Origin of the sequence: Hungatella hominis (assembly GCF_014288005.1) — a bacterium.
GTDB classification, from domain to species: domain Bacteria; phylum Bacillota; class Clostridia; order Lachnospirales; family Lachnospiraceae; genus Hungatella; species Hungatella effluvii.
On the sequence record NZ_JACOPB010000001.1, the window covers coordinates 610,574 to 634,758 of the forward strand.

A 24,185-nucleotide genomic window follows, 5' to 3' on the forward strand; every position below is an offset into this window, starting at 1 on the left:
GATGGTACATATCGTAGGAGCAGGTCCGGGAGCACCGGATCTTATTACCGTCCGTGGGAAGGAACTGATCTCACAGGCGGATACAATCATTTACGCAGGCTCGCTGGTAAATCCGGCGCTGCTGGAATACAGAAAAGAAGGCTGCCGCGTGTTAAACAGCGCGTATATGACGCTCGATCAGGTGGTAGAGGCGGTCCGTGAGACCGAGGCAGAGGGAAAGATGACTGTCCGCCTGCACACGGGGGACCCCTGCATCTATGGGGCGATCCGGGAACAGATGGATGAATTTGACCGTTTGGGGATATCCTGTCAAGTCTGCCCGGGAGTCAGTTCCTTCTGTGGAGCCGCCGCAGCCTTGAATATGGAATACACGCTTCCGGAGATATCCCAGAGCGTGGTGATCACCAGGATGGCAAGGCGGACTCCGGTTCCGGAGCGGGAATCCATCGCTTCATTTGCGGCGCATGGGGCGACCATGGTCCTGTTCTTAAGCTCAGGCATGGTGGCAGAGCTGGCGGCTGAGCTGATGCGCGGCGGATACGGCGCGGACACTCCGGCGGCCATCGTCTACCGGGCTACCTGGGATGATGAGAAGAAGGTCGTCTGCACGGTGGGAACGCTGGCAGAGCGGGCGGCCGGGGAGCAGATCAGGAAAACAGCCCTGATCATCGTGGGAAACGCGGTGAGCCAGAGCGGATATGCCCTTTCGAAGCTGTATGATTCGGGGTTTACGACGGAATACAGGCAGGGAAGTGATACTGAGGGGAAAGAGAGGAAATGATGAGGCTTTCGCTGATTTGTTTTACAGGAGCGGGGGCGAAGCTTGGCGCCCGGCTGTTGAAGGAACTGAAACGGAACGGCCATGAATGCCGTGGGTTCGTGCTGGAGAAGTTTTTGAATCCGTTTCACGAGACAAATGGTCTGGAACCCTTAAAATCCAGCCTTCAGGAATGGACCGGGAACCAGTTTGAGACGCGGGAGGGGCTGATTTTCATCGGGGCCGCAGGGATCGCCGTCAGGGCCATTGCACCGTGGGTAAAGGACAAGAGGACAGATCCGGCCGTTGTGGTCATCGATGATAGCGGCCGTTTTTCCATTTCCCTTCTGTCAGGCCATTTGGGAGGTGCCAATGGGCTGGCGGAAGAGACGGCGAAGCTGACGGGAGGAATCCCCGTCATCACCACAGCCACGGATATCCATGGCCGCTTTGCGGTAGATAATTTTGCAAAGGAGCAGGGGCTTTGGATCTCGGATATGAAGACGGCAAAGGCGGTGTCCGCCGATGTCCTGGCCGGTGAGCCGGTGGGATTTTTCAGCGATTTCCCCGCAGCGGGAAGAGTGCCGGAGGGCTTTACCCAGAAGGAAAGCTGTAAAAGAAATGTCTGGATTACGGTGAAGCGTTATCCGGAGAACCATGACAGCTTATGCGGCCGCGCTCCGGCGCGTGAGTCCGGCGGGCCGGACTCTTTTTCGAAGCTGTACCTGCCGGAAGGCGGGGAGGTGCTCCGGCTGGTACCGCGGATTGTGATCCTGGGAATCGGCTGTAAGAGGGGCACGGAAAAAGAAAGAATAGAAGCATCCGTGGAGGAGGCATTACGCCGGTGGAACATCGAGCCGGAGAGTGCGGCCGCCGTGGCGACAATCGATATAAAGAAAGAGGAAGCCGGACTCCTTTCCTATGTAAGGGAGCATGGCCTCTCCTTTCAAACGTATCCGGCCGAACGGCTGCTGCAGGCGGAGGGGGAATTCTCCCCGTCTTCTTTTGTTAAGGAGATCACAGGCGTGGACAACGTCTGCGAGCGGGCCGCTGTAAGCCTTGTAGAGGACTTAGGCGGAGGAAGACTGATGATGAGAAAACAGGCGGGCGGCGGCGTCACGGTGGCGGCCGCGGTCCGGGATTGGAAGGTGAAGCTGTGAAGCAGACAGGAAAACTATATGTGGTGGGAATCGGACCGGGTTCCTACGAACATATGACGATAAAGGCGGTTCGCGCCATGGAAGAGAGCCAGGTGGTGGTCGGATATACGGTGTATGCGGATTTGATGCGGGAACATTTTCCCGGAAAAGAGTGGATCACCACGCCTATGAGGCAGGAGACAGAACGGTGTCGTAGGGCAATCGAGAAGGCGGAGGCCGGCATGACGGTGGCGCTGATCTGCAGCGGGGATGCCGGTGTGTACGGGATGAGCGGCCTTATTCTGGAACTGGTGGGAGAATCGGATTCCCCGATCGTGGAGGTGATTCCCGGAGTGACGGCGGCGTTAAGCGGCGGCGCCTTGCTCGGCGCGCCTCTGGGGCACGATTTTGCCGTGATCAGCTTAAGCGATTTACTGACTCCGATGGAGCTGATCGAGGACAGGCTTTTGCACGCGGCAAAGGCGGATCTGGCCATATGCCTCTATAATCCCTCCAGCCGGAAGCGGTCGGATTACTTAAGACGGGCGTGTGACATCATGCTCACCGCCAAGAAGCCGGAAACGGTCTGCGGCATTGCAATGAATATCGGCCGGGAAGGGGAGTCCGTGGAGCTTATGACGCTTTCCGAATTAAGAGACACATCCACCGACATGTTTACCACCGTGTTCATCGGCAATGAGAAGACAAAGGCGGTAAACGGGAGGATGGTAACGCCGAGAGGATACCGGAATGTGTAGGATTTTAATCTTCGGAGGCACTACGGAAGGCCGTCTTCTTGCCGAATACTGCCACCAGCAGGAAATAGAGGCGTACGTCAGCGTTGTCAGCGGTTACGGTGCGGATCTGCTTCCGGAAAGTGAATCTCTCCATGTGCTTTCGGGCCGCATGGCCGGTGATGCGATGGAAGGCTTCATGAAGCGGGCATCCATCCGCGCCGTCTTTGACGCGACCCATCCGTATGCCGCGGAGGCAACCAGAAATATAAAAGAAGCCTGCGGCCGCGCCGGGGTCTCCTATCTGCGGGTGACGCGGGAGTCTGCCGCAGCGGAGAGCCCCGGAGGTGACAGCCGCAAAGGCTCAGCCGCAGCATTTGCATCTCAAGTCGTATACGTGCATTCCGTAGAGGAAGCAGTCTGTTACTTGAAGGACAGGGAGGGAGACATCCTCGTGACTACGGGGAGCAAGGAACTTGCCGCCTATACAGCGCTTCCGGGATATGAGGAAAGGCTTTACGTGCGGGTTCTTCCCTCCTGCGCCGCCATATCCGCCTGCGAAGACATCGGAATAAGAGGAAAACGCATCATCGCCATGCAGGGTCCGTTTTCCGAAGAAATGAACCGGGCCATGATGCGGCAGCTGGGAGTCCGCTATCTGGTGACAAAGGAAGCAGGGACAGCGGGAGGCTTTTTAGAGAAGCTCTCCGCAGCGGAAGCACTTTCCGTGACAGCGGTTGTGATTGGAAGACCGTTGGAGGAGGGAGACGGAATTACATTGGACGCGGCGAAAATACTCCTGAAAGAAGCGGGAACCGTATCCGCCAAACGGAAGCTTTCTCTCATCGGGACAGGGATGGGAGGCCCGGGCCAGATGACGCTTGTGGCCGCTGAGGCGCTGAAACGATGCGATGTCTTATTTGGCGCCAGACGCATGACGGACGCGGCGGAGACGCTGGGAGAAGCAGCGTCGAAAATCCTGCGGGTTCCGATTTACGGGAACCGTGAAATCCTGGAATGGCTTGAGAGCCATCCGGAGCATAAAAGAGCCGGTGTCCTGTATTCCGGCGATACGGGGTTTTACAGCGGCGCGTCCGGTATGGGCGCCGTGCTTTCGGAAAAACCGTACTGCGATTCCTATGAATTCACCATTTACCCGGGGATATCGTCCGTGTCGTACTTATGTGCCAAAATGGGACGAAGCTGGGAGCATGTGAAACTGATCAGTCTGCACGGGCGGGACTGCGACGCGGCCCAGGCGCTGGCCCAGAATCCGGCGGTATTTACGCTGCTGGGCGGGGTGCACACGGTAAAGGAACTCTGTGAGCAGCTTTTGAGAGCCGGGCTTACCGACGTGAGAATCACTGCGGGAGAGCGGCTCTCCTATGCCGATGAGCGGATTGTGACCGGAACGCCGGACCAGCTTGCAGCTATGGAATTTACAAGCCTGGCTGTGGTTCTGATGGAACGGAACGAAGAGAGTGAGGGTGTCAGATGAGAGATGAATGGTTTATCCGGGGAGAGGTCCCCATGACGAAGAGCGAGGTTCGTGCCGTTTCGGTGGAGAAGCTGGAGCTTTCGCCCGATTCGGTCCTCTTTGATATCGGAGCGGGGACCGGTTCCGTGTCGGTGGAGGCCGCGGCTTTTATGCCGGAAGGCACAGTCTATGCGGTCGAGAAGAAGCGGGAGGCCGTGGAGCTGCTGGAGAAAAACAGGAAAAAGTTTCAGGCGGAGCAGATTCGAATCATAGAAGGCGCGGCCCCGGAGGCTTTAGAGGGTCTGGAGGCGCCTACCCATGCATTTCTGGGAGGCACCTCCGGCAAAATGGCAGATATTCTTTCTCTGCTGCTGGCAAAGAATCCAGAGGTCCGGGTGGTGGTGAATGCGATCACGCTGGAATCCGTTTCGAAGGTGATGGAATGGACCGCCGCCCGCGGGATCGAGGCCGATATCGTTCTGGTGTCAGTTTCACGGGCGAAGGCGGCGGGCCGGGTCCACATGATGATGGCTCAGAACCCTGTTTATGTGATTTCCTTTGGGGGGAGAGAGACAGGGGGCGTGAAAGCGGCAAAGCAAGCGGTGACAGCCGAAGAGGCCTCCGGCTCAGAAACCGCATATCCGCGTTTGATGCTTGCCGCACCCAAGAGCGGCAGCGGAAAAACGATGATGACCTGCGGACTGCTGGCTGCATGGAAAAAGCGGGAGATAGAATGCCGGGCGTTTAAGTGCGGGCCGGACTACATCGATCCCATGTTTCACAAATACGTACTGGGAATCGACGGTGGAAATCTGGATACCTTTTTCCTGCCTGATGAAGAGGTGCGAAATCAGTTTAAGGATCTGGCAGCCGGTGCTGACCTTTCGGTGGTGGAAGGCGTGATGGGATATTACGACGGTGTCGGAGGAAATGACACTTGGGCCAGCTCCTACGACACGGCCCGCGCTCTTGACGCGCCCGTCGTACTGGTTCTGGACTGCAAGGGAGCCTCGCTTTCCCTGGCGGCAGAAATAAAAGGATTTCTGGAATATAGAAAAGACAGCCGTATACGCGGCGTTATCCTAAACAGGATCTCTCCGGTGATGGCGGAGCGTCTCGTGCCGGAGATCGAAAAGCTGGGAATTTCCGTGTTCGGCTATCTGCCGGAATGCGACGCGGCAAAAGTAACCAGCCGTCATCTCGGACTTGTGATTCCGGAGGAGTCCAAAGCCCTGCGGGAGCGGCTGGAACTGCTGGCTTTGGAGATGGAGAAGACCGTGGATGTGGAAGGGCTTTTACGTCTGGCAGGCGGTGCCGGGGAATTGAAGGACGACGGTGAAGCGGCGGAGGGCAGTGCGGAAGCCGTAATCGCCATTGAAGCACCCGGAACGGAACGCATCCGGATCGGTATCGCCAGAGACGAGGCTTTCTGTTTTTACTATCAGGAAAATATAAAGCTTTTTGAGAGTCTGGGAGCCGAGTTCGTGGAATTTGATCCCATGCGGGACGAGCATCTGCCAAAGGAAATTGCCGGGCTGATGCTCGGCGGCGGTTACCCGGAACTCTATGCCGAAAGATTGTCGGCCAACGGCTCTCTTTTAAGAGAAATAAATGAAGCGGCGGCCGGCGGAATGCCCATACTTGCGGAGTGCGGCGGTTTCCTCTATCTACATGAGGAGCTGGAGACGAAGGAGGGGGAGGTCTTTCCCATGGCGGGAGTCATTGCAGGACGGGCATTTCCAACCGGAAAACTGTCCCGATTCGGATACATCGGGCTCGTGCCCTATGGGGACACCCCGCTTTTGAAAGAAGGGGAAGAGATCCGCGGCCATGAATTCCACTACTGGGACAGCACGGCCTGCGGCAATGCAATGAAGGCCGTGAAACCAGGCGGAAAGAGAAGCTGGGACTGCATTCATGCAGATGGCGGTCTGCTGGCCGGTTTCCCCCATCTTTATTATCCATCGAATCCATCTGCCGCAGAGCGGTGGCTGGAGCTTTGCAGGAAAGGAACTTAAGTCATGACAGAAGAATTAAACATACGGCGGGGTGTCTCAGAGGACATTCCCGAACTGGTGCGGCTATACGACGAGACGGTCGGGCATCTGGAAAGCCATGTCAACTATCCGGGCTGGAAAAAGGGAGTCTATCCCGGAAGGGATGCGGCGGAAGAGGGTGTGGAGACAGGCACACTCTATGTGGCGGAGACTAAAGGCCGCATCATCGGTTCCATCATATTAAATGGAAAGCAGGAGGCCGCATACAACGGTGTCTCCTGGGGCGTGGAGGCGGAGCCGGATGAGGTAATGGTGATCCATACATTTCTCGTTCACCCGGATTTCCGTAAATCAGGCGCGGGGAAATTTCTGATGGAGTTTGCGGAATTACAGGCCCTGAGGGAAGGAAAGAAGACGATCCGCCTTGACGTATATGAGAAAAATGAACCCGCAGTCCGGCTCTATGAGCGGCAGGGATACCGCTATGTGGCGACTGTGGATCTGGGACTGGGCTCCTGGGGCCTTCCGTGGTTTAAACTCTATGAGAGAACGGCAGAAGAATGCTTAAACGGGGTTTTGTCCAGGATATCCCCTCTTTCGTCAGATGCCATGGAACTGGCCTCTCTCACATGGAGCCATGTGGCGAAGCCGCTCTATAGCCTGGGGATTCTCGAAGAGGACGTGATAAAGATCGCCGGAATATCAGAGACCCAGCATGTTGATATCGGTAAACGGGCGCTGATTATCATGTGCAGTGATAACGGCATTGTAGAAGAAGGTGTAACGCAGACCGGACAGGAAGTCACTGCCGTGGTAACTGAAAATATGACGGATGGAAACAGCAGTGTCTGCCTCATGGCTGACCGGGCGGGAGTGGACGTGTTTCCGGTGGATATCGGAGTCTCCAGAGATTTGCGTTCCGGCGCCAGGAACCCGCTGATACGGAAAAAACTGGCTTATGGAACAAAGAATTTCCATAAAGAACCGGCCATGACCCGGGAAACCGCTGTAGCGGCCATTGCCGCGGGAATTAGCGTGGCTGGAGAGCTGAAGGAAAAAGGGTACCGTCTGATCGCCACAGGAGAGATGGGGATAGGCAACACCACGACGAGCAGTGCCGTGGCGGCCATGCTGCTGGATCGTGATCCGGCTGAAATGACGGGCCGCGGGGCGGGACTGTCGGACGAGGGCCTGATGAAAAAAGTATCCGTTATCCGGGAAGCTGTAAAGCGGTACGGACCGGAATGCAGAGATGCCATCGATGTGATTGCCCATGTGGGAGGCTTAGATCTCGCCGGCCTTACCGGTGTCTTTTTAGGGGGCGCGGTCTACCGCATTCCCGTTCTGATCGACGGCTTTATCTCGGGTACTGCGGCGCTTGCCGCAGCAAAGCTGGCGCCGGCCGCCCGCGATTATATGCTGGCCACCCACGTTTCGGCGGAACCGGCGGGACGCCTGCTCCTGGATGAACTGGGCTTAAAACCATTTGTGGCGGCAGGGATGTGTCTGGGGGAGGGAACCGGCGCGGTTGCGTCCATCCCGCTTCTCGATATGGCGCTGGAGGTTTATACCAAAATGAGCACATTTCAGGATATTCAGATTGAGGAGTACAAGCCGCTGGCGCCTCAGAAAAATTCCGGGACGCAGTAGCAGTGCATCCCGGCACCACCAGGGCGTGCTGGTGCTCACAGCGAGGAGGAAGAGGATGGTAACACTGGTAACGGGAGGCAGCGGCAGCGGAAAATCGGCCTTTGCCGAGCAGGAGATTGTCAGACTGGGAAAACGGAGGCGGATCTACATTGCGACCATGAAGCCTTGGGATGAGGAGTGCAGACGCCGGATTGAACGTCACCGTCTGATGCGGGCAGATAAGCAGTTTGAGACTGTGGAGTGCTACCGCGGCTTAGAGCGGCTGAAGCTGCCTGCCGCGGGAAAATACGGAGAGCTGACCGGAGCAGCGGAGTATGCAGTTCTTTTGGAATGCCTCTCCAACCTGGTTTCCAATGAACTGTTTGGAACCGGGGAGGACGACTGCCCGGACAGCTTTTCCGCCGAATACGGCTCTGCGGTGGCGGATTCGGTAGTAGACGGAATTCTGAGTCTGAGAAGGAAAGTATCTGATCTCGTCATCGTGACCAACGAGGTATTTTCGGCCGGCGATTACCGCAAACAACCGGTCTGCATAAAATGGGACGAAAACGGGGAAAATCCGGATACCGGAGATCTTTGCGGCTGGGATGAATCCACGGCTCTCTATCTAAAGGTTCTGGGAGAAATCAACTGCCGCCTGGGAATGCTTGCAGACCGCGTCATCGAGGTGAGCGCAGGAATTCCCGTTGTAATTAAATAATCATGTCATACAGTTGTCGTGTTTACTGTGTTACACTCATAAAAAAGTAAGGAGGCAGCAGTATGACACCATTTGATTATAAAAAAGAGTATAAGGCATTGTATCTTCCGAAGGAGATGCCAGCCATCGTGGAGGTACCTTCCATGCAGTACGCGGCAGTGAGAGGACACGGAGATCCGAACGAGCCGGATGGGGAATACGGAAGGGCGGTTGCCGTTCTGTACGGGATTTCCTACACGATTAAGATGAGCTATAAGGGAAGCCGGAAGGTTGACGGCTTCTTCGAGTACGTCGTTCCGCCGCTGGAGGGCTTCTGGTGGATGGAAGGCGGCGCGCCGGGCGTCGATTACAGGAACAAATCCCGATTTAACTGGATTTCCATAATCAGAGTGCCGGAATTCGTCACAGAGGAGGTATTTGCCTGGGCGAAGGAGGAGGCGCAGCGAAAAAAAGGGATCGATATGAGTCTTGCGGAGCTGATCACAGTTTCGGAGGGCCTGTGTGTCCAGTGTCTCCACATTGGAAGCTATAACGAGGAACCGGCCACCGTTGCAAAAATGGACCATTATATAAAGGAACAGGGCTATGAGAACGATATCTCTGATCGCAGGCGTCACCATGAGATATACTTAAGTGATCCGAGGAAGGTTTCACCGGAACGAATGAAAACTGTAATCAGGCATCCGGTGAGACCGAAGATTGATTAGAGCGTATCTAGTACAGCATTGCGCAAGTTCCGGTGAATTCTGCACTCGCTATTCACGCCAGGACCACGCCCACGAAGCTAGACGTAGGGTCCACTACGCCGTCGCTTCGCAGTCGCGCCCCTGGCGTAAATATCAAGCACATAATTCATCGAAACTTACGCAATGCTGTACTAGATATGAATTTTCAGACATGCTCTGGGAGAGGAAGGAAAAAATGATAGTCATGATTTGTGTTGACGACCATAACGGCATGATGTTCAACCACCGGCGTCAGAGCAGAGACAGCGCAGTGCAGGAGCGGGTGCTTCGGTGCTCGGAGAACAGCAGACTTTGGATGAACGAGTATTCCAGTAAGCTGTTCCCGGAGCCTAAACCGGACTGGCTGTCTGTCGATCCGGCATTTCTTGACAGGGCGGGAAGCGGCGAGTACTGCTTTGTTGAGGATCAGGACATTCTGCCGTATGAAGATGAGCTTGAATCGATCATTCTGTTTCAATGGAACCGCAGTTATCCGGCGGATTTCCATTTTCCCGCGGATATCCTGTCTCATGGATGGACCATGACGGAATCCGAGGAGTTTGAGGGAAGCTCTCACGAAAAAATAATAAGAGAAGTGTATAAAAAAGATGAAGAGAATAAGTAATTATATTGCAGTTTTAGTCATGACGGCGCTGCTCCTTGCCGGCTGCGCCCAGTCACCGGCCCCGATACCGGACCAGGCGCTGGCTCAGAAATCGGCTCAAATGTCAGACCAGACATCGGCTCAGACCGGTGAAAGCCAAAGCACTGCCGGTGTATTGGCCAATGAGACAGAGCTTGTGGGTAGTACAGGACCGAAGCAGTTTAAAGCATCCGATATTCCCGCCTATTCGGGAGACGCGTATGCCGCGGTAAACGGGAATGTCCCCTATTTCGAAACGTCAGATTTCACGACAGAATCCTTCGAGACTTACAGTGATTTAGACAGCCTCGGAAGATGCGGCACGGCCTATGCCAATGTGGGCACAGACCTTATGCCGACAGAAAAACGCGGGTCCATAGGCAAGGTGAAGCCTTCCGGGTGGCAGACCATAAAATACGATTTTGTAGACGGTAAGTACCTCTATAACCGGTGTCACTTAATCGGCTTTCAGCTGACGGCTGAGAATGCCAATGAAAAGAATCTGATCACAGGTACCCGGTATATGAATGTGGACGGCATGCTGCCGTTTGAGAACATGGTGGCCGACTACGTCAAGGAAACGAAAAACCATGTCCTGTACCGGGTTACTCCGGTTTTCCAGGGTAATAATCTGATCGCTGACGGCGTACTGATGGAGGCGGAATCCGTTGAGGACGAGGGCGACGGAATTTTATTCTGTGTATTCGTCTATAACGTGCAGCCCGGAGTCACCATAGACTACGCTACCGGCAGCAGTCAGCGATCAGAGAGTGCACCACAGGAGACCGCAGCGTCCGAGGACGGCAGCACAGCCGGAAAAAAAGCTGAGAGCAGCGCAGAAAGTAAAAACGAAAGTAAATCCAGTACCGAGACCACTTATATTTTCAATACCAATACTCACAAATTTCACTATCCTTCCTGTTCCAGTGTTTCACAGATGAATGAATCAAACAAGCAGAGCTTCACCGGCAGCCGGGATGAAGCGATCGCGCAGGGCTATGAGCCGTGCGGGAGATGTAAGCCTTAATTTCTTTTTCTGCCGGCTGGTATCTTTAGCTATAAAATTTATAGTTGTAGTGGGGGAGAGGCTCTGTGTCCCTCCTCTTTCCCGTCTTCACTCCAGGTCTCTCCCGAGCGTATCTTTCAGCCTCCAAATCCAATTCTGCGCCGGTAAATACGAATTGAAACCGTGATATTTTTTAAAATATTATAGACTTTATACGCCTGTATATGGTATTATATACATAAGAAACACGTCACTAACAGTTAATAATTGGATTGTAAAAAGTATGGTTCAATTTACTTGTATGGAGGTATATATGACAGATACAGAAAAAATTGATCAGATCCTATTAAAAATGGAAAGTTTTGCGACAAAAGACGATTTGAAGGCCTTTGCAACAAAAGACGATTTGAAAGCCTTTGCGACAAAAGCAGACTTAAGGCATGAAACCAATTTGGTGTTGGAAGAGTTGGATTCAACGGAGCAGAGACTCAACCGAAGGATTGATTCAACCAACAAAGACCTGCAAGAGTTACGTCAATATGTCTCAGTTGTGCGATATAACAATGAGATTGTCGAAATTCTGATGAAACGACAGGACAATGTAGAACAAAGATTGCAAAAAGTGGAAAGAAAGGTGTTGTGTTCATAAGTTGTAACAGTTCAGACGGCGGGATAATTGGCGCATAAGTTGTTTGGATCTGTCTGTAAAAGGCAGAAAACAATTGAAAATATTTACAGCTCGTGATATGCTATTACTGTATCCTGACGCCAAAAACATGTTTTGAGGCGAAAGGTTCGGCTCGAGATAGGAAATATAACATGGAATGCAGATCGCATTCTTTTCTTGCCGTACCTTTTGGGGTGCGGCATTTTTGCTTTAACAAAATCAATGAGAATTCTCCCAGCCTCTACAGGTGGGAGATGAATCGCAAAAACAAACTTAGCGTCAGTGGCGGGCAGATATCCCCCACTGACATGAGGTCAAAACAATCTGGAGGTGTAACGATGGAAACAAGGATCGCGGTGGTGGGAATCGTTGTGGAAGCAGAGGAATCCGTAGAGGAACTCAACGAAATTCTTCATGAATACCGCCAGTATATCATTGGCCGTATGGGGATTCCCTATCATGAGAAGAAGATCAGCATTATCAGCATTGCGGTGGACGCTCCCCAGAGTATTATATCGGCTCTTTCCGGCAAGGTGGGAAAATTGAAGGGCGTCAGCTCGAAGACCGCCTACTCGGGAGTGAAATCATGAGCGACGCTGCAAAAAAGGTTATGGACTTAGCCGTGCGGCTGGCGGAGAATCACGATCTGCCGGATGACGCGCTGTATACGCTGATTACGGAACGGAATGAAGAGACAGCCCTGTTTTTGAGAAACGAGGCCAGAGCACTGTGCGAACGGATCTACGGACGCTTCGTCTATATCCGAGGACTGATTGAATTTACGAATTACTGTAAAAATGACTGTTACTACTGTGGAATCAGGAGAAGCAACCGGGAGGCAGAGCGGTACCGGCTGACAGAGGAGGAGATTCTGTCGTGCTGTGAGGCTGGCTACGGCCTGGGATTCCGCACTTTTGTGCTTCAGGGCGGAGAAGATCCCTATTTTACGGATGAACGGCTTTGCACCATTGTGGCGTCAATCCGAGGGTTGTGTCCGGACTGCGCCATCACCCTGTCGGCAGGGGAGCGAAGCCATGACAGTTATAGACGCCTCCATGATGCGGGGGCAGACCGTTACTTACTCCGCCATGAGACGGCCGATCCGTGTCATTACGGAAGGCTTCATCCGGAGTCGATGAGCTTCGATAAGCGGATGGCAGCGCTGAGGGATCTGAAGGAAATCGGTTATCAGACTGGCTGCGGCTTTATGGTTGGGTCACCATACCAGACCGCGTCCATGATCGTAAAGGATCTGCGCTTCATGAAGGAATTTGGTCCTCATATGATCGGGATCGGACCGTTTCTCTCTCATAAGGACACTCCCTTTTGTGATATGGAAAATGGGACAGCCGAATTGACACTGTATCTGCTGTCGGTTATCCGTCTGATGATGCCGAAGGTGCTGCTTCCTGCTACCACGGCACTCGGAACCGTGACGGAAGGCGGCAGAGAGGCGGGAATCTTAAGCGGCGCAAATGTGGTCATGCCGAATCTGTCCCCGGCAGGCGTCCGAAAGAAGTATATGCTGTATGACAACAAGCTGTCCTCCGGCTCCGAGGCCGCGGAGAGCCTGGAACTCTTAAGGGAATCCTTAAGTAAAATCGGTTATGGGATTGCCGTCTCGCGGGGCGACAGTCTAGTAATATAAAAATGAATGACTGACGGAGAAGCATTTGCTGACCCGGAAGAAAGGAAGGAATCATGTATAATCCAGAATCGTTAAAAGCAGAGGAATTTATTTCACACGAGGAGATCCAGGAGACACTCGACTATGCGGAAAAAAACAAAGAAAACGTGGAGTTGATCGACTCGATCATCGAAAAGGCAAGGCAGCTGAAGGGACTCAGCCACAGGGAGGCATCCGTGCTGCTGGCCTGCGAGATGCCGGACAAGATTTTAGAGATGTATAACCTGGCGGAAGAGATTAAGAAGAAATTCTATGGAAACCGTATCGTCATGTTCGCGCCTCTCTACTTATCCAACTACTGTATCAACGGCTGTACGTACTGTCCGTACCACGGCAAGAACAAGCACATCGCCCGCAAGAAGCTGACGCAGGAGGAAGTGGCAAAGGAAGTAATCGCCCTTCAGGATATGGGCCACAAACGTCTGGCTATCGAGGCGGGAGAGGACCCGGTGAGGAATCCCATCGAATACATATTGGAATGTATCGATACGATCTATTCCATTAAGCATAAGAACGGAGCTATCCGCCGTGTGAATGTAAATATTGCGGCTACCACGGTCGAGAACTACAGGAAGTTAAAGGACGCGGGAATCGGAACCTACATTCTGTTCCAGGAGACGTATCACAAGGAGAGCTATGAGAAGCTTCATCCGACGGGACCGAAGCACGATTACGCCTACCATACTGAGGCTATGGACCGGGCCATGGACGGCGGAATCGATGATGTGGGACTTGGCGTACTCTTCGGACTGGAGCTCTACAAATATGAGTTTGCAGGTCTTTTAATGCATGCCGAGCATTTAGAGGCGGTTCACGGTGTGGGCCCTCACACAATCAGCGTTCCGCGTATCAAGCATGCCGACGATATCGATCCAAGCGCATTTGACAACAGCATCAGCGACGACATCTTTGCAAAGCTCTGCGCATTGATCCGTCTTGCTGTGCCATATACGGGAATGATCATATCCACAAGGGAGAGCCAGCAGGTGAGGGAAAAGGTGATCCGCCTCGGTGTGTCCCAGATCAGCGGCGCTTCCAGAACGAGCGTAGGCGGTTATCAGGAGGAGATCCGGCCGACCGATACAGAGCAGTTTGACGTTTCCGACCAGAGAAGCCTCGACGAGGTGGTGCGCTGGCTGATGGAGATGGGGTATATTCCGTCCTTCTGTACCGCGTGCTATCGGGAAGGCAGGACCGGCGACCGTTTCATGAGCCTCTGTAAGAGCGGCCAGATTCAGAACTGCTGCCATCCCAATGCGCTTATGACGTTAAAGGAATTTTTGATGGATTACGCCTCCGAGGACACGAAAGCCATCGGAGAGAAGTTAATCGAGGCAGAGCTCGCCAATATTCCAAAAGACAAGGTGCGGGATATCTGTAAGGATCATTTGGAAAAGATCGAACAGGGAATCCGGGATTTCCGGTTCTGAGATAGTATGGTTCATACAAAAGACAACTCAGAGGACTGTGGGGTGAAGAAATATGGGACTAGGTGATACGCCGGGCGGCGAGCGCATACACATCGGCTTCTTTGGCCGCCGCAATGCGGGAAAATCCAGCATAGTAAACGCGGTCACGGGCCAGGAACTGTCCGTGGTATCTGATATCAAGGGAACGACGACGGACCCGGTCTATAAATCCATGGAGCTGCTTCCCATGGGCCCTGTGGTGATCATTGATACCCCGGGCTTTGACGATGAAGGCGCTCTCGGAGAGCTGCGCGTGAAAAAGACCCGGGAGATTTTAAACAGGGCGGACTGTGCCGTGCTGGTGGTCGATTCGGTTTTGGGAAAGACGAAGGCCGATGAGGAGATGCTTTCACTATTTAAAGAGAAACAGCTTCCATATCTGATCGCTTATAATAAATGGGATCTGCTGGACAAAAAAGAGTATAAAACAGAAGAGCAGACAGCGGACGAAAAATCTGTTTTCGTCAGTGCCGAGACGAACTGCCATATTAAGGAGTTAAAGGAGAGGATTGCCGGTCTCATAAAAGAGAAGGAAAATGGCTGCCGTCTGGTGGGAGATTTCTTAAAACCTCTCGATCTTGTGGTGCTGGTGGTCCCCATCGATAAGGCTGCACCGAAGGGACGGCTGATCCTGCCGCAGCAGCAGGCCATCCGGGATATTCTGGAGGCAGGGGCCATGTCCGTGGTGGTGCGCGACACGCAGCTTCAAGCAGCGCTTAAGAAGCTGGGCCGCGATCCGGATCTGGTGATCACGGACAGCCAGGCATTTTCCGAGGTGGCCGAGGTGGTACCGGACCATGTACTGCTCACCTCCTTTTCCGTTCTGATGGCAAGATATAAAGGATTCCTGGATGCGGCGGCAAGCGGAGTGAAGGCCGTGAACCAGCTGCAGGACGGGGACCGGATTCTCATATCCGAGGGGTGTACCCACCACCGGCAGTGCAATGATATCGGCACGGTGAAGATTCCGGCCTGGATTAAGAAATACACGGGGAAGAATGTCATCATCGAAACGTCCTCGGGGCGAAGCTTTCCTGAGGACTTATCCGGTTACCGCCTGGTGATCCACTGCGGCGGCTGTATGCTTAATGAGAGAGAAATCAGATACCGCATGCAGTGCGCGGGGGACGCGGGCGTTCCCTTTACGAATTACGGTATGGTCATTGCGCAGATGAAGGGGATTTTAGAGCGAAGCATGGAAATCTTCCGGAAGGTTCGGTGATTAGTCCGGGAAACATATTTCCGGCTTGCGGGAATAACAGCAGAGCAGGAAGGATAACGGGATCCGCGTTATCTTTCCTGCTTTTTGTATCATAGAAAAAGGACTCTTAGTACAGGAATGATTCACAGAGAAGGAACCGGCAGTGCAGACCGGGCGCTGAGGCGGTTCGTCAGCTGTGAACACGACGGCAAATGGAAAAAAATACCATATATGGAGTTTAAGGACTACTGAGCGTGCGTTCCAAATACTGATTATTTCATGTAAAATAATAAAAGAAGTATTTTACATCAGGAAGGATTTATTTTACATGAATGATAACAGAAGTAAAAATCAGCCACGAGTACGGAAATTTCCATCAGAGCCGGCCGGGGAGAAGGGCCCGGGACGTGCATCAAAGGGCGGACGAAACAAAGAAGAACTGCTGCGTGAAATGGGGAACCGCTTAAGGCAGATCAGGTTGGAAAAGAACTGGACTCAGGATAAGATGGCGGAATGTCTCGGTATTACGAAAGCATTCTATGGAAAAATCGAGAGGGGAGAGAGCAGCATTGCCCTGGAAAAACTGGCCCTGTTGAATGAAACCATGGACATTGACTTAAACTATCTGATAACCGGGGAGACAATTCCGGTACTTCCGATCAATTTCCAGGATGTCCCCCGCGAGAAGCGATACAGCATGGAACAGCTTATCAAATATGCCGTCAGTCTGGCATCATCAAAAGAGGGGTGACAGAGAAATGAGAATTTTATCGTTGACAATCAGACTTCACGCCCCGTGGGTCCATTCTTTAAAGGAAAAGCGGATGGTGGTGAAGAGTCTGACTGCAAAGCTTCGCAATAAATATAATGTATCCGCAGCAGAGACCGATGAACAGGATATTCACCAGATAATCGTCATCGGAGTGGCCTCGATTGCTGCAAACCACGCCCAGGCCGACAGCATGGAGGAGGAGATTCTGCATTTTGTGGAGTCGAATACGGAGGCGGAACTGGTGGAACACGTGAAAGAAGTATTTTAAAGGCAGAGATAAAAGCGGCATTGTTAAAATGGGCTTGACAGAAGCTGGAAAAAGGGATATAGTTGCTATACTGTAAAGATACTTAACAAATTCGGAGGCAGCTACATGAACGATTATTCGCAGATGACGGTACTTATGGAACGTATTATTCATAAATACAATCAGTGGGAGAACAGAAAACGCACGTATGGCACAAAGATGCTGCTGACCCGATCAGAGATTCACACGATTGCGGCCGTGGGAGACAATCCGGGAATTAATATTACTACTCTGGCCTCTGCGCTGGGAGTTACGAAAGCCGCCGCTTCGCAGATGATCTATAAACTGGTGGATAAAGGCGTCGTGGAGAAGGCGGTATCCCACTATTCGGACACGGAGGTGGTCTTAAACCTGACGGAGGAAGGGCAGAAGAATTATATTGCCCACAGGGAGATCCACACCCGCTCGGATGAAGAATCCCTCCGGCTGATTCAGGAGATGCCGGAGCCGTTCTGCGGAGAGATGATTCAGTTCCTGACTGCGTTTGAAGAAATTATGGATAAGAGATTAAAAGAAGAATAGGCTGTCGCTGACAGCATTTCTTTTTTTTATTATGTTAAGTAAGTTTACAGTAAATCATATTAACATAGCGTTACATTGACAGCGCGCCACACTAACATGGGAAGCACATTAACATGGGAAGCACATTAACATGGGAAGCACATTAACGAGCACCACACTGAGAGGAAAGCATAAGGAGGAAATCATGATACAGGAATATCGCACAAAGGAACTTTACGGAGATTTTTATAAGAATGAAGGAAAACCGCTGGTGGTAATCATAGGCGGCAGCAGGCCGGGACTTCCGGCGCCTTTGAACAAAGATTTTTTAGAACGATTAAAGAAAGATTTTCAGGTTCTGCTGCTGGCGTACTTCGGCGCCGGTGATCTTCCGGAGAGTCTTGAGTGCCTGCCGATGGAATACTTTGTTAATGCGGTATCCGCCGTAAAACAGGAGTACGGCATCGGCGACAGGGAGGTGATCGTAATCGGCCAGTCGAAGGGAGGGGAAGCCGCGCTGCTGCTGACAAACTATATGCGATCAGCAGTGACAATCGCGCTGGTCCCTTCCTGTTATGCGTTTCAGGGACTGCCCGCGGAATTCACCCTGGAGAGCTTTACAAACAGGAAGTCCTCCTGGTCCTTTCAGGGAAAAGAACTGCCCTATATCAAATTCTATTTTGACCGGGAGATTGTAAAGGAGATTATGGATGGAAATTACTGTACGTGTTATGTAGCGTCGATAGAGAAAAACGGGAATGAAGACGCGCTCATCCGCGTTGACGGATATACCGGGAAAATACTTCTGATTTCTGAGGAAAACGACAGGTACTGGCCGAGCCGGGCGATGAGTGAGCAGCTGGTTAAGAGAAGCGGAAACAGAGAAAATATGAGACATATTTCCATGAAGCTGGACGGCCATTATCTCATGAATTATGAGGAGTCCGCCGGGGAAATCGTGAAGTACCTGGAAGAGTATCTGACCGGTAAACAGTAACGTTATGGTAATAGACAAATAAAGCATATAGCGCCAATAAATGATATGATGCCATTTATTGGTGTTTTGTTTTTAACAAATGTATCTGCTCTCTGTACGAAATCCCTGTTTTGTTGTATGATAATAGAGATAATTTTTATAATGGGAGGAATGGAACGATGAATTTACTGGGCAGCCTCGCAATCGCGTTTTCCATGTACTCTGTAATCCCCATGCCCCAGGTATCCTGGACGAAGGAGCGGATGAAATATGCCATGTGCTTCTTCCCGTTAATCGGTGTGGTGATCGGAGCCTTGACTTACGGTTCCGTGCTGGTGCTTACGGTGCTTAAGCTGGACTGGATGGCTAAAATATTACCGGTCCTGGTACCTCTGATTGTTACGGGGGGAATCCATATGGATGGGTTTCTCGACGTGACGGATGCCAGAGCCTCGCACGCGCCGGTGGAAAAGAAACTGGAGATTTTAAAGGACCCACATACGGGGGCTTTCGCCATAATCGGCTGCTGCGTGTATCTGCTGCTCTACGTAGCGGTTTTCGGAGAGATGAAACCGGTGCTTCTGGGAGCCTACGGAGGGATTTTTGTGATATCGAGGGCGCTTTCCGGACTTGCCGTGGTGACCTTTCCGATGGCGAAGAACAGCGGACTCGCTGCGTCATTTTCCGGACAGGCACAGAAGAAGACTGTCGCCGTGACCATGTGGTGCTGTCTGGTTCTGGCAGAAGGCTGGATTCTGTATGCGGGAGGAGCCGCGGCTGCATCGATGACAGCGGTTGGCGCCGCTCTGACATTTTTGTACTATTACCGTATGGCGAAAAAAGAATTTGGCGGAATTACGGGAGACCTGGCCGGGTTCTTCCTTCAGGTGTGTGAGCTGGTACTGACGGCGGTGCTGGCGGCTGTGACCCGATTTGCCATATAAAGAACAGGAGAATATTTATGATATTTATTACGGGCGGTGCGTGGCAGGGAAAGACGGCATTTGCGGAAACACTTGCGGCAGGCCGGGCCACGCCGGGAATAGGGGAACACGTACTTTACGCCGGTCCCAAAACGGAAGAGAGAACGCTTCCGGTGGCCAGCGGACGGAGGGATTCGTTCGAAACGGCCCTTGAGCGGCCGGTTATCAGCGGATTTCATTACTTTGTGAGGAGACTGCTCTGGGAAGAACGGGATGTCAATGAATTTATAGCCGCGATTGAGGCGAAGAATCCGGATGTCGTGATTACCGCGGACGAGATGGGATGCGGTATCGTTCCGGTGGACCCGGAGGAGCGGGCATGGAGGGAGGCAGCCGGGAGGGCGGCCGAAAAGCTGGCGGCAGATTCCGAAGCGGTGTACCGCATGGTCTGCGGCATCGCCACCAGGCTGAAATGAGGGAGAACAGATGATACGTTACCATATACTGGCTGCATTTGCGGGCTGTGCCCTTGATGCGCTGTTTGGAGATCCACGGAATATGCCCCATCCGGTCTGCGGCATCGGTAACCTGATCGCATGGCTGGAGGCACGGCTCCGCAAATGGTTTCCGGCAAACGAAAAGTCGGAGAGAATGGCGGGAACCGCGCTGGTCGTCGCTGTTCTTTTGATCACAGGACTTGCCTCGGTGCTCGTTCTGGCCGCCGCGTACACGGTTCATCCATTGGCCGGAGTGGCAGTGGAAAGCGTGATGTGCGGGCAGATGATGGCGTGGCGTTCTTTGAAAAAAGAGAGCATGAAGGTGTATGACGCGCTGGCCGCCGGGGATACAGAGGGCGCAAGAACCGCAGTCTCCATGATCGTAGGGCGGGATACCAAAGATCTCACAGACCTGGGAATTACCAAGGCTGCGGTGGAGACTGTGGCGGAAAATACCTCGGATGGAATCATTGCTCCGCTCTTTTACATGGTGCTGGGAGGCGGAACCGGGATATTTCTCTATAAGGCGGTTAATACCATGGATTCCATGGTTGGATATAAAAATGACAAATATATAAACTTCGGAAGAACAGCAGCCAGGCTGGACGATGTGTGCAACTACATTCCGGCCAGGCTTTCGGCCTGTTTCATGATCGCGGCGGGATATGTCCTGGAGGCGGCAGAAGGAGCCGGAATCCGTCACTACAGCGGAAGAGGCGGAATTCGGATCTTCAGACGTGACCGCTATAACCATAAGAGTCCCAACTCCGCTCAGACGGAATCGGTCTGTGCCGGAGTACTGGGGATTCAGCTGGCGGGAAACGCGTTCTACTTCGGAAAGCTGTACGAGAAACCGACTATCGGCGATGCAGACCGGTCTGTGGAATATGCGGATATCCGGCGGGCAAACACGCTGATGACGGGAACGTATGCGGCGGCGCTGTTTGCAGCGGCGGTTCTTGGGCTTCTGGTTACAATACCATTTATTAGATAATCGGGCACTGTACAACAGACTGTAAAATGACAGAATGGAGATATACATCATGGAATACCAGCATGGAGGAGACATATATACGAATCAGGTGGAGCTGGATTACTCCGCCAACCTAAACCCGCTCGGGCTTCCCGAGGGTGTGAAAAATGCTTACATAGGGGCGGCAGACTGCTGCAGCGTGTATCCGGACAGCCGGTGCCAGGCCCTTCGAACGAAGCTGGCGGATTACCACCGGATCGGAAAAGAGGCTGTTCTCTGCGGAAACGGCGCGGCGGAGCTTATCTTTCTGATTGTACAGGCGAAGCGTCCGAAGCGGGCGCTGTTAATCGCCCCCTCCTTTCTGGAATATGAGCAGGCGTTAAAGGCCGCAGGATGCGGGACGACCTGGTTCGACTTAAAGGAAGAGGAAGACTTTGCCCTTTCGGTACCGGAGCTCCTCGCGCGTTTAAAGGAGGCAGAGGCGGCCGGACAGCGGCCGGATATCCTGTTCCTCTGCAATCCCAATAATCCCACCGGATTTGCGGTGGAACGGGAAGCGCTGATCCCTCTTCTGGAGTACTGCGAAGAGCGGGGCATTGTCTGTGTGGTGGATGAGTGTTTTATGGAGTTCCTGGATGAGCCGGAGCGCTTTTCCGTGATGAAGGAACTGCGGTCGGGACGTTTCCGCCGGCTGTTTATTCTGAAGGCATTTACGAAGATTTACGCCATGGCCGGGCTGCGGCTGGGCTACGGTATTTCTCTGGACCGGGAACTTCTGGAAGCAATGGACGGCTGTCGTCAGCCGTGGAGTGTCTCCGGTCCGGCTCAGTCGGCGGGCGAGGCCGCGCTTGGGGAGACGGAGTATGTGAACCGGGCGAGGGAGCTGGTGAAACGTGAGAGGAGCTGGCTGAAGGCGCAGATGGAGGGCCTGGGGCTTTTCGTCTACGATTCCAGGGCCAACTATCTGTTTTTCAGGGATCCGGCGCAGGCCAGGGCCCGGACGCCGGAATCCCGCAGCCTCTATGACGCCTGCTTGAAAAACGGTGTCTTAATCCGCTCCTGCGCCAACTACCGGGGGCTTGACGGACGTTTTTACCGGATCTGCGTAAAGGACAGGGCCAATAACGAGACATTTATCCGGGTGCTGAAAAAGGCGATGGAAGAGAGGGATTAGATCAATGGCAAAATCAATTATGATACAGGGAACGATGTCTAACGCGGGCAAGAGTCTGATCGCGGCAGGATTATGCAGGGTCTTTAAGCAGGACGGCTACCGTGTCGCCCCTTTCAAATCGCAGAATATGGCGTTAAACTCGTATATAACGGAGGACGGGCTGGAGATGGGACGCGCCCAGGTGGTGCAGGCGGAAGCCGCCGGTATTAAACCGCAGGCGGACATGAATCCGATTCTGCTGAAGCCGACTTCCGACTCCGGTTCCCAGGTCATTGTCCACGGAGTACCGATTGGAACGATGCCGGCGAAAGAGTATTTTGCATATAAAATGACGCTGATTCCCGAGGTGGAAAAGGCATACCGGAGACTGGAGGAGGAGTACGATATCATCGTGATCGAGGGCGCCGGGAGCCCGGCGGAGATCAATCTGAAGAAGGATGATATTGTGAACATGGGCATGGCGAGGATGGCGGATGCGCCGGTCCTTTTGGTGGGAGATATCGACCGCGGCGGTGTGTTTGCCCAACTTTACGGGACTGTGGCCCTGCTTTCGGAAGAAGAGCGGGCGCGGGTGAAGGGGCTCGTCGTCAATAAATTCAGGGGAGACAAGACCATTCTGGAACCGGGGCTTTACATGATCGAGGACCTGTGCGGCATACCGGTTACGGGAGTGGTTCCTTATGCTGATGTGGACATCGAGGATGAGGACAGCCTGGGACACCATTTAAGCGGAACAGAAAAAGGGAAAAAGACGCTGGTGGACATTGCCGTCATACGGCTGCCCAGAATTTCCAATTTTACGGATTTCCAGGTCTTTTCCTGTATGCCGGAAGTCGGCCTTACGTATGTGAACCGTTTGTCGGATCTGGGAAAACCGGACCTGATCCTGCTTCCCGGGACGAAGAACACGATAGAAGATTTACTCTGGATGCGGGAGAACGGCCTGGAGGCGGCAGTGCTGAAGCTGGCATCCGCCGGCGTTCCTGTGTTCGGAATCTGCGGCGGCTTTCAGATGCTGGGAGAAAGCCTGGAGGACCCGTTCGGCGTGGAGACGGAAACCTACAGAGGGCGGCCGGTGGAGGGGCTTAAGCTTCTTCCGGTAAGGACCGTATTCGGGAAAGAGAAGACGAGAACCCGGGTGACCGGTTCCTGTGCCTCCGTGGGCGGAATCCTGGAGGAGCTTTCGGGCATGGAGATCGAGGGATACGAAATCCACATGGGTGAGACGGTCCGCGCGGTGCCGCCCCTGTCCTATGTAATGGAACAGAACGGCTCTCATCTGGCCAAGATGGATGGCTGCCAGAGAAATCATGTCTACGGCACGTACATCCATGGATTTTTTGACCGGGAGGGAATCGCAGAGACGGTTGTGAGCGCTCTCCTTGAGAAAAAGGGGCTGACCGCAGTGCGAAACGAAGAGTTTCATTATGCCGCCTACCGGGAGCAGCAGTACGACCGTCTCGCGGCAGTCATCAGAGAGAGCTTTGACATGGCGGCAGTTTACGAAATGATGGGAATCGACGGCAATCGCATGACGGACAGCAGAAAGGAAGATTCAGAATGATAAAGACGGAACTGGAACGGGTGCTTCCCGGTGACATAGAGAAAAGAAGCTTTGAGATTATCACAGAGGAGCTGGGGGACCGGGTCCTGGACCCGGAAAATGAACTGGTCATCAAACGCGTAATTCACACGACCGCCGACTTCGACTATGCGGACAGCTTAATCTTTTCCGAACACGCAGTGGAGCTGGCGAAGGCGGCGATTAAAGAAGGCGTCCGCTTCATCACAGACACCAATATGGGGAAATCGGGCGTCAACCGGGCGGCCCTCCGGAAATGCGGCTGTACGGTGGACTGTTTCATGGCCGACGAAGACGTGGCGGAGGCGGCGAAGCGGCTCGGAACCACCAGAGCCTGCGCCAGTATGGAGAAGGCGGCCGATTTGGGCGGAGACTGTATCTTTGCAGTCGGCAATGCCCCCACGGCACTGGTCCGGCTGTACGAGCTGATTAAAGAGGGCAGGCTGAAACCGAAATTGGTGATCGGTGTGCCTGTTGGTTTTGTCAACGTGGTCCAGTCCAAGGAGATGATCCTTTCGCTGCCCGACACTCCGTTTATTGTGGCGAGAGGACGGAAGGGCGGAAGCAATGTGGCGGCTGCCATCTGCAACGCGCTGCTGTATCAGTGCATATAACGGGACTGAATAGA

At 53.2% G+C, this 24,185-nt stretch carries 25 protein-coding genes and 1 pseudogene; all 26 read left to right on the forward strand.

From position 1 onward, the window contains the following. The first annotated feature begins 1 nt into the window (after position 1). The 26 genes and pseudogenes from cobM (at position 2) to H8S75_RS02990 (ending at position 24,171) form a co-directional block, all read left to right on the forward strand. A complete protein-coding gene (cobM, locus tag H8S75_RS02870; protein ID WP_187019159.1) occupies positions 2-781 on the forward strand; it encodes a precorrin-4 C(11)-methyltransferase in 780 nt (259 codons plus the stop codon). Next, positions 778-1,917 carry a cobalt-precorrin 5A hydrolase gene (locus H8S75_RS02875; RefSeq protein WP_349768851.1) on the forward strand — a complete coding sequence of 380 codons (1,140 nt, stop codon included), beginning with the start codon at positions 778-780 and terminating at the stop codon, positions 1,915-1,917. Before cobM ends, H8S75_RS02875 begins: the two co-directional genes overlap by 4 nt. After that, a complete protein-coding gene (gene cobJ / locus H8S75_RS02880) occupies positions 1,914-2,654 on the forward strand; it encodes a precorrin-3B C(17)-methyltransferase (protein ID WP_187019161.1) in 741 nt (246 codons plus the stop codon). The genes H8S75_RS02875 and cobJ overlap by 4 nt, the downstream gene beginning before the upstream one ends. Next, on the forward strand, positions 2,647-4,128 hold the full coding sequence (gene cobK / locus H8S75_RS02885; protein WP_187019163.1) for a precorrin-6A reductase: 1,482 nt from the start codon (positions 2,647-2,649) through the stop codon (positions 4,126-4,128). Before cobJ ends, cobK begins: the two co-directional genes overlap by 8 nt. Continuing rightward, on the forward strand, positions 4,125-6,125 hold the full coding sequence (locus tag H8S75_RS02890) for a cobyrinic acid a,c-diamide synthase CobB (protein ID WP_243270156.1): 2,001 nt from the start codon (positions 4,125-4,127) through the stop codon (positions 6,123-6,125). Before cobK ends, H8S75_RS02890 begins: the two co-directional genes overlap by 4 nt. A gap of 3 nt (positions 6,126-6,128) precedes the next feature. Beyond that, positions 6,129-6,578: pseudogene (locus tag H8S75_RS33560) on the forward strand (GNAT family N-acetyltransferase); the annotation flags it as partial. A gap of 102 nt (positions 6,579-6,680) precedes the next feature. Then, positions 6,681-7,754: a nicotinate-nucleotide--dimethylbenzimidazole phosphoribosyltransferase gene (cobT, locus tag H8S75_RS02895; protein ID WP_279288634.1), complete on the forward strand. Its 1,074-nt coding sequence runs from the start codon at positions 6,681-6,683 to the stop codon at positions 7,752-7,754. A 55-nt stretch (positions 7,755-7,809) separates the two neighbouring features. Next, on the forward strand, positions 7,810-8,454 hold the full coding sequence (locus tag H8S75_RS02900; RefSeq protein ID WP_187019165.1) for a bifunctional adenosylcobinamide kinase/adenosylcobinamide-phosphate guanylyltransferase: 645 nt from the start codon (positions 7,810-7,812) through the stop codon (positions 8,452-8,454). A gap of 62 nt (positions 8,455-8,516) precedes the next feature. Next, positions 8,517-9,161: a GyrI-like domain-containing protein gene (locus H8S75_RS02905; protein ID WP_187019167.1), complete on the forward strand. Its 645-nt coding sequence runs from the start codon at positions 8,517-8,519 to the stop codon at positions 9,159-9,161. 214 nt (positions 9,162-9,375) lie between these two features. After that, positions 9,376-9,804, forward strand: a complete 429-nt coding sequence (locus tag H8S75_RS02910) for a ribonuclease Z (protein WP_187019169.1) — start codon at positions 9,376-9,378, stop codon at positions 9,802-9,804. Further along, positions 9,788-10,849, forward strand: a complete 1,062-nt coding sequence (locus H8S75_RS02915; RefSeq protein ID WP_187019170.1) for a DNA/RNA non-specific endonuclease — start codon at positions 9,788-9,790, stop codon at positions 10,847-10,849. The genes H8S75_RS02910 and H8S75_RS02915 overlap by 17 nt, the downstream gene beginning before the upstream one ends. 292 nt (positions 10,850-11,141) lie before the next feature. Then, complete coding sequence (locus tag H8S75_RS02920; protein WP_187019172.1) at positions 11,142-11,477, forward strand: hypothetical protein; 336 nt, start codon at positions 11,142-11,144, stop codon at positions 11,475-11,477. Between the two features lie 356 nt (positions 11,478-11,833). Then, the gene (locus tag H8S75_RS02925; RefSeq protein WP_002603498.1) at positions 11,834-12,085 is read left to right on the forward strand and encodes a TM1266 family iron-only hydrogenase system putative regulator; all 252 of its coding nucleotides are present in this window, start codon (positions 11,834-11,836) and stop codon (positions 12,083-12,085) included. After that, entirely contained in the window at positions 12,082-13,143 is a 1,062-nt protein-coding gene (hydE, locus tag H8S75_RS02930; protein WP_187019174.1) for a [FeFe] hydrogenase H-cluster radical SAM maturase HydE, read from the forward strand. Before H8S75_RS02925 ends, hydE begins: the two co-directional genes overlap by 4 nt. Before the next feature lie 53 nt (positions 13,144-13,196). Further along, positions 13,197-14,612 carry a [FeFe] hydrogenase H-cluster radical SAM maturase HydG gene (hydG, locus tag H8S75_RS02935; protein WP_002603500.1) on the forward strand — a complete coding sequence of 472 codons (1,416 nt, stop codon included), beginning with the start codon at positions 13,197-13,199 and terminating at the stop codon, positions 14,610-14,612. 52 nt (positions 14,613-14,664) lie between these two features. Continuing rightward, the gene (gene hydF / locus H8S75_RS02940; protein ID WP_187019175.1) at positions 14,665-15,873 is read left to right on the forward strand and encodes a [FeFe] hydrogenase H-cluster maturation GTPase HydF; all 1,209 of its coding nucleotides are present in this window, start codon (positions 14,665-14,667) and stop codon (positions 15,871-15,873) included. 307 nt (positions 15,874-16,180) lie between these two features. Beyond that, entirely contained in the window at positions 16,181-16,603 is a 423-nt protein-coding gene (locus tag H8S75_RS02945; protein ID WP_187019177.1) for a helix-turn-helix domain-containing protein, read from the forward strand. A gap of 7 nt (positions 16,604-16,610) precedes the next feature. Continuing rightward, positions 16,611-16,892: a DUF503 domain-containing protein gene (locus tag H8S75_RS02950; protein ID WP_025530730.1), complete on the forward strand. Its 282-nt coding sequence runs from the start codon at positions 16,611-16,613 to the stop codon at positions 16,890-16,892. A 105-nt stretch (positions 16,893-16,997) separates the two neighbouring features. After that, positions 16,998-17,453 carry a MarR family transcriptional regulator gene (locus H8S75_RS02955; RefSeq protein WP_187019179.1) on the forward strand — a complete coding sequence of 152 codons (456 nt, stop codon included), beginning with the start codon at positions 16,998-17,000 and terminating at the stop codon, positions 17,451-17,453. Positions 17,454-17,637: 184 nt separating this feature from the next. Next, positions 17,638-18,429, forward strand: coding sequence for an acyl-CoA thioester hydrolase/BAAT C-terminal domain-containing protein (locus tag H8S75_RS02960; protein ID WP_187019181.1), 792 nt, complete (start codon positions 17,638-17,640; stop codon positions 18,427-18,429). Positions 18,430-18,587: 158 nt separating this feature from the next. After that, on the forward strand, positions 18,588-19,352 hold the full coding sequence (locus tag H8S75_RS02965) for an adenosylcobinamide-GDP ribazoletransferase (RefSeq protein ID WP_187019182.1): 765 nt from the start codon (positions 18,588-18,590) through the stop codon (positions 19,350-19,352). A 17-nt stretch (positions 19,353-19,369) separates the two neighbouring features. Beyond that, positions 19,370-19,807, forward strand: coding sequence for a bifunctional adenosylcobinamide kinase/adenosylcobinamide-phosphate guanylyltransferase (locus H8S75_RS02970; RefSeq protein WP_187019184.1), 438 nt, complete (start codon positions 19,370-19,372; stop codon positions 19,805-19,807). Between the two features lie 10 nt (positions 19,808-19,817). Continuing rightward, positions 19,818-20,822, forward strand: a complete 1,005-nt coding sequence (cbiB, locus tag H8S75_RS02975; RefSeq protein WP_187019187.1) for an adenosylcobinamide-phosphate synthase CbiB — start codon at positions 19,818-19,820, stop codon at positions 20,820-20,822. Positions 20,823-20,871: 49 nt separating this feature from the next. Beyond that, the gene (locus tag H8S75_RS02980; protein WP_187019189.1) at positions 20,872-21,975 is read left to right on the forward strand and encodes a pyridoxal phosphate-dependent aminotransferase; all 1,104 of its coding nucleotides are present in this window, start codon (positions 20,872-20,874) and stop codon (positions 21,973-21,975) included. 4 nt (positions 21,976-21,979) lie between these two features. Then, on the forward strand, positions 21,980-23,539 hold the full coding sequence (locus H8S75_RS02985) for a cobyric acid synthase (protein WP_187019191.1): 1,560 nt from the start codon (positions 21,980-21,982) through the stop codon (positions 23,537-23,539). Then, entirely contained in the window at positions 23,536-24,171 is a 636-nt protein-coding gene (locus tag H8S75_RS02990) for a precorrin-8X methylmutase (RefSeq protein WP_187019193.1), read from the forward strand. Before H8S75_RS02985 ends, H8S75_RS02990 begins: the two co-directional genes overlap by 4 nt. Positions 24,172-24,185: the final 14 nt, after the last annotated feature.